We start from the raw sequence: 5,762 nt of genomic DNA on the forward strand, positions 1-5,762 counted from the left end.
TTAGCAGCACGGGTGCATATCGCAACGGCATATACAGCCCCAGCACTTCCCCGGCCTCCCTGTCATGAAGCGTCCCCGTCCGTCGACAAGTCTAAAGCTAGCCGACTAAATCCCGAATTAGATGTTGGCTGTGGTATGAACAGTATTCATAAATCAAAATGAATTCCATCTTACGACAGTTACATCTGTGAATGCGCCGATTCATACCTTTGTCACTTTCTTGTCACTTTTCTTTTTTAATATGGTATCATCAAACATGAAAGGGGTTATTAACTTATGGAAATTTTACGCTGCAGCCATCTTACAAAAACATATGGCAGTGGTTCCAATACGGTAACAGCACTGGACGATGTCTCGCTATCTCTTGAACGGGGCAGCTTTACGGCTATTGTCGGTGCATCCGGTTCCGGTAAGTCCACTCTGCTGCATATGCTGGGAGGCGTAGACCGACCTACCAGCGGCAGCATTTTTATCGAGGACACAGACATTTCAACACTCAGCATGGAGCAGCTTGCGGTATTCCGGCGCAGAAAGGTAGGTCTGGTCTATCAGTTTTATAATCTGATCCCAACATTGAACGTAAGGAAAAACATTCTCCTGCCTGTTCTTTTGGATAATCAGAAACCGGATGAGGAGCGGTTTCGCCATCTGGTATCCACGCTGGGGCTTACAGACCGTCTCACACACCTTCCCAGTGAATTATCAGGAGGCCAGCAGCAGCGCACCGCTATCGCAAGAAGCCTCATCTACCAACCGGCGATCCTTCTTGCCGATGAACCAACGGGCAACCTGGACCGTAAAAATTCAGAAGAGACCATCGAACTTCTGAAGCTCTCCAACCGGCAGTACGGACAGTCTGTCCTCCTGATTACACACGATGAAAAGACCGCTCTGAAGGCAGACCGCGTGATTACCCTGGAAGACGGGAAAATTCTGCATGACGAGGTGGTGTCCTGATGAAAATTTTAAGGGAATATGTTTGGGACACGATACGAAGAAATAAACGAACCAGCATTGCCATCATGACCGCTTTATTTCTTATGACCACGATGATGTCCTGTTTCTGCGGTTTTGTTTACACAATGTGGACGGATGCCATTGTCCTCACAAAACTTGAGGACGGCGACTGGCACGGAGAATTGTTCGATACAACGTACGGAAAGGATCTGGAACACATTGAGAACTACGCCTCTGTCTCTGCCGTTCTGGTCAAAGGCCCGTGGGAAGCCGCAAAGCTGGAAGATGAGGGACGCAGGACATACCTCATTACCCGCGGCGCCAACCAGGAATACTGGGATTCTATGCCGGAAAAGGATACCCTGACCGAAGGGAGGCTCCCGCAAGCCGACAATGAGCTGGTACTTTCAAAACAGTATTTTGATGACCACCCCGGTGCAAAAGTGGGCGATACCCTCACGCTTCCGATCGGGCAGCGCATGTATCAGGGGAAGGTATGCATGGAAACAGACGGGTTCCACGAGGAAGAAACCTTCCGTCAAACAGGCACAAAGACATACAAAATTGTAGGAATTCTGGATGTCACCACGTCCTCCTCCGTACCGGCCTATACCGGAATGAGTTATCTGGATACAAAGACTGTGAACCCGGACGATGAGCTAACGGTCTATCTTCGTTTTGACCCCATGAGGAGTACTTATAAGGAGCTCCCGGAACTGGCACGCTCCTTAGGCTATCAGGCCGATGAATACGGATACTATACGCTCAGATATAATGCAGGCCTCCTCTCCAAATACGGGATACTCCCGCCGGATCAGATCGGAAACATCAGCAGCCTCACTGTTCTTGCCGTACCTGCCATGTTTCTGGTCATTGCGCTTCTGATGATCGCCGTATTTGTACTGGTCATCCACAATGCCTTTGCCTTGTCTGCCAGCGAAAAGCTGGTGCAGCTCGGAACCCTGGCCGGCATCGGCGCATCCCCGAAGCAGATCAAGGCGGCGGTGTCATCCGAGGCAATGATCCTGCTGATTGTGCCTCTTCCTGTCGGAATATTATGCGGCTGGCTGTTGGATACAGAGTTGTTCCGTCTGATTAATGCTGCAAATAATATCGGCAGGACCGCGCCGGATATTGTACTTACATTCGGAATTCCTGCCATACTGCCTGCAATTCTCCTGTCCGCTGCCACAGCTTGGCTCTCGGCGAGAATACCGGCCCGCAGAGTTGCAAAACTGATGCCTGTAGAGGCCCTGAGGCAGGTGGAGGTGCTGAAAGGGAGAAAGATCCGGCAGGGACGCATATCCAGCCATTTTGGAATCAGCGGTGAACTGGCTTCCAACGCCCTCACCGCCCGTAAGAAATCCTACCGGGCCGCGACAATTTCCCTTTGTCTATCTTTCCTTCTGCTCACAGGATTTTTATATATTATTACTGCTCAAAATGCATCGAAAGAGGTTTACAGGGCGCAAAATGAATCCCAGGGCCATGTCTTTTTCAGCATCAGCGATGGCCGCCGGCCCGAGCAGAAGGCGTTAGCTGAGGTTTTAAAAGTGCCCGGCGTCTCCAGGGGAGTAATCATGAATAAAATGCCCTGTGCCACCTGGATTACAGAAGATCAGACTTCAGATGATATCGAGACAAATCTGGGTGGATTCGATGAGATAGTATCCAAGAAAAAGTACTCGCCTATTGAAAGGGATGGAAAATACAGGATTTATTCTGTACTTATTGGCCTGGAGGAGGACAGTTTCAGAGAATACTGCAAAGAGATGGGGACAGATCCTGATTCCTACTATAAAGATCCTGCAAAGGCACTGATCTATAACCGGACCGAAGACCCCAATGTCAGTACTAAGAAACAGAAGGTCTACAGAGATATCCTAAAGCTTCAAAAAGGGCAGGCCCTCTCTTTTACGGAAAAGGCTTACGATGAGGACACGGGCGACTTCGAATTTAGGCTGACCATAGGGGATCTGGTGCAGGCACTTCCCGCCGATGGCATTGGCCTGCCATACTTTAGCGTAGTCTCAATCATGCCGATGGAACATGTGCTTGAAATCGCTGCATCCTGCAGTGAGAAACGGCGGTATACTGCATCCTCCGTCAACGGAATCCTTCTGACAGACGACGACGGCGGCATCTCTTATCCGCTGATTCAAAAAGTTTCCGGCCAGATCTCTACGATCCTTGGTAAATATTACGGCAGCGGTGACTACATGGTATCTGACCTGGCAGAAAAAGAAGAGAGCCAAAGACAATCCACCGGCGTTATGAGTATCATTGTGGCGTTCTTAACCGGGCTGCTGGCACTGATCGGCATCTCCAATGTATGGGCAAGTATTTCCGGCAACCTGCGCCAGAGAAGCCGGGAATTCGCCATGCTTAAGTCGGTCGGCCTCTCCCCCGCACAGCTCTGGCGCATGCTGTTCCTGGAGGGATTGGATCTGGGGCTGAAACCGCTGCTTTACAGCCTGCCGTTCCAGGCCGCGGTACTTGCGTGCTTCCTGTACCTCAATGAGGTAACCTTGATCGAATATCTGCCTTTTGCTCCATATGCAGCTGTCCTTGGCTACACCATACTTGTTCTCGCTTCCATTATCGGAGCTTACTATATGGGCGGACGCAGAATTGTACGCCAGAACATCATATCCGCAATTAAGGATGATACCATCTGATACAGAAACGGGCATGTCCCTGTGCAGAATTCTCTGCCCGGACCTGTCCGTTCTGCTTTTCTATAATGCCTTTTGCAAGCGCCAGCCCGATTCCGGCGCTGTCTTTAGCCGCATCCTCCCCTCTGTAAAACCGTTCGAACAGATGCGGAAGATCCTTATTAGAAAAGCCTTTTCCACCGTCCTCAATCAGCATTTCCGTATAAAGCGGATTTTCTTCACAGATTACACGAATCTTACTGTTTTCGGGCGTATGTTCCAGACAATTCTTCAAAATATTCAACAGAGCCTCCGCTGTCCACTGCATGTCCGCAGAGAGCCAGACTTCCGATTCCCCCTGCCCTTTTGTTACAATTTCCAGTTCGACATGCTTCTGCCCCAGCATTGCTCTGAGTGGTTCTGCTGCAAGTTCCGTCAGTTCCTTTGCTTCTACATCCTGCCTGTGAAATTCAAGCGTATGCGAATCCAGCTTTGTCAGGGTCAAAAGCCCGTCAACCAGGCCCTTCAGACGCTCCACCTGGCCCTCCAGACGGTACAGATACTCTTGGTCTTCTGCCTCCAGGGAAGGGCTTAAAAGTTCTGTCATCAGCGACATGGAAGTCAATGGCGTCTTCAGTTGATGCGCGATATCGGCTGTTCTCTCTGCCAAGATCTCGTGGTCCCTGATCGCCTCTTCTCTGGTACAGGCAAGCTTGGCAACGGTCTTGTAAATCTCATCCTCCAGATAGGAAAACATATCTTCCCGCCGGTTAAGTGCAGCTGCCTCGCCCCTCCCCGCCGCCTTCAGATATTCTGTCAGATCTTCAATCCTGCTCCTGAAGCGCATTTCCTTTCTCTCTGTAAAAAAGAACATGATTCCACCGGCTATTTCAAACAGGATAATTCCTGCTGCCAGGGCATATGGCAAATGATCCGGGAAACGAGTCAGCCTTCCATGTCCATATTTGCGCAGATAGGCCTCCGCATCTGCTGCATCCTGATCCGGTTTTTCCGCCCCGCCGCCAGATTCCGGCATGGCGCTCTCCCCCCGGCTGCTTCCCTGATCCGGACTATTTCCTCTATCTGCAGCAAATTTCAAACCCGCGGGAATAGATCTGCCTTCAAGCGCGGCTTCGGTCAGCCGAACCGTATAATCGTACTCACGGAAGCTAAAACAGACAGCAGTCACTACGCCAGCCAGTATCCCGGGAATCAGCCAGAATACGCAGGATAAAAGAAATGCCTTCACTCCACGCCCTTTCATATCTTTTCCTCCATCCGATAGCCAATCCCACGGATCGTCACGATATACTCCGTATCCATCAGTTTTTTCCGCAGACGCTTTACAGTCACTGTCAATGTATTATCATTGACAAAATTCCCCTCTGCGTCCCAGAGCTTATCCAGAATCAGGTTCCGGGGCAGAGTCCTCCCTTTATTCTCCATGAGAACCTCAAGCAGGCGGTATTCCAGTGCCGTTGCATCCACAGACTGCCCATCCAGCATCACCTGCATTTTCTCCCTGTCAAGCTGTATATTACCGCAGGAGAGAACATTCCCTCCATCGTCAGACGTACGGCGGAGTACCGCCGCAATTCTGGACTCCAGTACCGCTATATGAAATGGCTTGGTCACATAATCGTCTGCCCCCATATCCAGCCCCCTGGTAATGTCCTTCACATCGTCACAAACCGTCAGGAAGATAACCGGGGTATCCGCCCGTTCCTTCACCCATTTGCAGAAATCATAGCCACTGCCGTCCGGCAGATTCAAATCCAGGAGAATCAGCTGGAGTCCCTCCGAAAACAGATCCTTCGCCTGCCCTACAGAAGCACAGCTTGTACACATATACCCTTTTCTCTTTAATGCCGACTCGATCCCAAATGCAATTGTCTCGTCATCTTCCACCAGCAGTATCTTTGTCATATATCCTCCATCCGGTCAAATTGGCAATAATATTCACGCGCCGCTTCAGGGCTCAGGGAAAAACGTCTGATCAGTTTTTCTATGATTTGTTCCGCAGTCTTGTTCTCCTCCAGATTATCCAATATCATGGCCTTTGAAGTGTACCCTCTGTCAAGGACAAATTTAAGAAGAAGGGATAATATGTTCTGTATAGACATCGCTATATTTCTTCTTCCTTTTTGGGTT

The 5,762-nt window shown here is 50.0% G+C and carries 4 protein-coding genes and 1 pseudogene; 2 read left to right on the plus strand and 3 right to left on the minus strand.

Annotation, left to right across the window (positions count from 1 at the left end; all coding sequences use genetic code 11):
* The first annotated feature begins 276 nt into the window (after positions 1–276).
* A complete protein-coding gene (locus tag GKG43_RS22390; RefSeq protein WP_050638692.1) occupies positions 277–957 on the plus strand; it encodes an ABC transporter ATP-binding protein in 681 nt (226 codons plus the stop codon).
* Positions 957–3,635 carry an ABC transporter permease gene (locus GKG43_RS22395; RefSeq protein ID WP_055152920.1) on the plus strand — a complete coding sequence of 893 codons (2,679 nt, stop codon included), beginning with the start codon at positions 957–959 and terminating at the stop codon, positions 3,633–3,635. Before GKG43_RS22390 ends, GKG43_RS22395 begins: the two co-directional genes overlap by 1 nt.
* On the opposite strand, the gene GKG43_RS22400 is transcribed toward GKG43_RS22395, so the two are convergent.
* From GKG43_RS22400 to GKG43_RS22410, 3 genes and pseudogenes are all read right to left on the minus strand, one after another.
* On the minus strand, positions 3,616–4,875 hold the full coding sequence (locus tag GKG43_RS22400; RefSeq protein ID WP_055152918.1) for a HAMP domain-containing sensor histidine kinase: 1,260 nt from the start codon (positions 4,873–4,875) through the stop codon (positions 3,616–3,618). The two genes, GKG43_RS22395 and GKG43_RS22400, sit on opposite strands and share 20 nt — an antisense overlap.
* Positions 4,872–5,537, minus strand: a complete 666-nt coding sequence (locus tag GKG43_RS22405; RefSeq protein WP_055152916.1) for a response regulator transcription factor — start codon at positions 5,535–5,537, stop codon at positions 4,872–4,874. The genes GKG43_RS22400 and GKG43_RS22405 overlap by 4 nt, the downstream gene beginning before the upstream one ends.
* Positions 5,534–5,762, minus strand: a pseudogene (locus GKG43_RS22410) (hypothetical protein); the annotation flags it as partial. The gene GKG43_RS22405 and the pseudogene GKG43_RS22410, both read right to left, overlap by 4 nt.

Origin of the sequence: Eubacterium sp. BIOML-A2 (genome assembly GCF_009680135.1) — a bacterium.
Taxonomy (GTDB): Bacteria; Bacillota; Clostridia; order Lachnospirales; family Lachnospiraceae; genus Faecalicatena; species Faecalicatena contortus_B.

What these genes read in the sequence shown, in the direction of transcription:
- GKG43_RS22405 (WP_055152916.1), bottom strand. Translation starts at nt 5,537, where the DNA reads ATGACAAAGATACTGCTGGTGGAAGATGACGAGACAATTGCATTTGGG.
- GKG43_RS22395 (WP_055152920.1), top strand. Translation starts at nt 957, where the DNA reads ATGAAAATTTTAAGGGAATATGTTTGGGACACGATACGAAGAAATAAA.
- GKG43_RS22390 (WP_050638692.1), top strand. Translation starts at nt 277, where the DNA reads ATGGAAATTTTACGCTGCAGCCATCTTACAAAAACATATGGCAGTGGT.
- GKG43_RS22400 (WP_055152918.1), bottom strand. Translation starts at nt 4,875, where the DNA reads ATGAAAGGGCGTGGAGTGAAGGCATTTCTTTTATCCTGCGTATTCTGG.